Annotated in this window: 1 protein-coding gene and 1 pseudogene; both read right to left on the minus strand. The window is 63.8% G+C overall.

Annotated elements, in window-relative coordinates:
- Positions 1–829, minus strand: an 829-nt coding sequence (locus EN879_RS34225) for a thiamine pyrophosphate-binding protein (protein WP_245493916.1), incomplete at its 3' end; no start/stop codon positions are given.
- Positions 830–1086: 257 nt separating this feature from the next.
- Positions 1087–1852, minus strand: a pseudogene (locus EN879_RS34230) (hypothetical protein); the annotation flags it as partial.

The raw sequence follows: 1852 nt of genomic DNA on the forward strand, positions 1-1852 counted from the left end.
TGGCCATGTTGGCTTCATAGGTGCCGTGCATGCCGAGCATGCCCATCCAGTTCTTGCCCGATGCCGGATAGGCGCCGAGGCCCATCAGCGTCGAGGTGATCGGGAAACCGGTGAGATCGACCAGTTCGCGCAACAGATGGCTCGCTTCCGGGCCGGAGTTGATGACGCCGCCGCCGCTGTAGATGATCGGCTTCTTGGCGCCCGCCATCAACTCGACCGCCGCCTTGATCTTCTCCAGGTCGCCCTGGACCTTTGGCTGGTAGCTGGTGCGTGGCGCGATCTGCGGCGGGACATAGAATCCCTTGGCGAACTGCACATCCTTCGGGATGTCGACGACGACCGGACCGGGACGGCCGGTGGTCGCGACATGAAAGGCCTCGTGGATGGTGGCGGCGAGCTCGTTGACGTCCTTCACCAGCCAGTTGTGCTTGGTGCAGGGGCGCGTGATGCCGACCGTATCGCATTCCTGAAAAGCGTCCGAGCCGATCAGCGAGGTCGGCACCTGCCCGGTCAGGCAGACCAGCGGGATCGAATCCATCAACGCGTCCTGCAGCGGCGTCACCGCATTGGTGGCGCCCGGGCCGGAGGTCACCAGCATCACGCCGGCCTTACCGGTCGAACGCGCATAGCCTTCCGCCGCATGGCCGGCGCCCTGCTCATGGCGCACCAGTATGTGCTCGACCTCGTCTTGCTGAAAAATCTCGTCATAGATCGGAAGGACAGCGCCGCCGGGATAGCCGAAGACATGCTTGACGCCATTGTCCTTCAGCGCCTGCACCACCATTTCGGCGCCCGTCATCTCGCGCCGCTCGTTCTGTCCGTTGCTCATCGGTCTGGTCCCGTACTGTCGCCATTGGGCGTTTGCTGGTCGTTTAGTCGTGTTTCAGGCAATAAAAAAGGCCCCCGAGGGAGCCTGTGTCTTGCGCATGGGGGGTTTTCGCCCGGCGGTTACACCGCCTTGCCCACGCGCTTTCCTACGAGAATGAGTGCTGTTTTCATGGTGGCGGACACTAAGGGCGGGCAAGGCGACCTGTCAACGGGAAAAATCGCGCCGGCGCGCACAGCGTGCCGGCGCGATTGAGGCGATCAGCGCGGCGCCTTGCAGCGGGAAACGCGCGGATCGCATCTGGACACCTTCCTCGCCTGCATCTTCGCTGGCGGATGGTGAGGTGCCACCCTTGCCGGGCCATGGTGCTGGGGCATGTGCATTGCCATCGCCTGCTGATGCGGCTTCTGTTGTCCGGCACCGCGTGCAGGACGCTGCCCCGAGACCGGCTTGGCCGAACCCGGTTTGGCCGACGATTTGACGACGATACGTCCATCGCCCGCGGTCCTGTCGGCATGCAGCTTGAGCGCATCGGCCTTCGCGCCGTTGCCGGCGGCCATCCGCTTGCGCACAGTGTTGCCAGGCTTCACGACGGCTGGATTGCTCGCTGTCACAGCGCTCGGAGACGTGGCCTTGTCGCCGCTCGCAATCTTGGGGCCATGGCCCGCCACGATTTGCCCGTTCCCATTGGCCGCCTTGGCGGCAGGCATTGCATTGCCGGCAAGCTTCTTGATTTCGGCGCCCCTGGAAGCATCGAGACGTGCACTGGCAAACACGCCTTTGAGCGGAGGAACCAGTTTTGCCGCCTTGATCGATTCCATGACGGGCTTCGGGAGTTGCTGCAGCCGGGGTCCGGCATTGATTGCAACCACCTGGTTGCCAAGCCGCACGCGTGGCGCATTGTTGACCACGACCGTCTGGTTGATGAATGTCGTGTTGCGCACGATGACGACGTTCTCCTGAACCGGCCGCACCACCCTGACCAGATCCACCGCGCCGATCGCCGCCACCGGCACGAAACACCAC

This window comes from Mesorhizobium sp. M7A.F.Ca.AU.002.02.1.1, from assembly GCF_003998535.1.
Classification (GTDB): Bacteria; Pseudomonadota; Alphaproteobacteria; order Rhizobiales; family Rhizobiaceae; genus Mesorhizobium; species Mesorhizobium ciceri.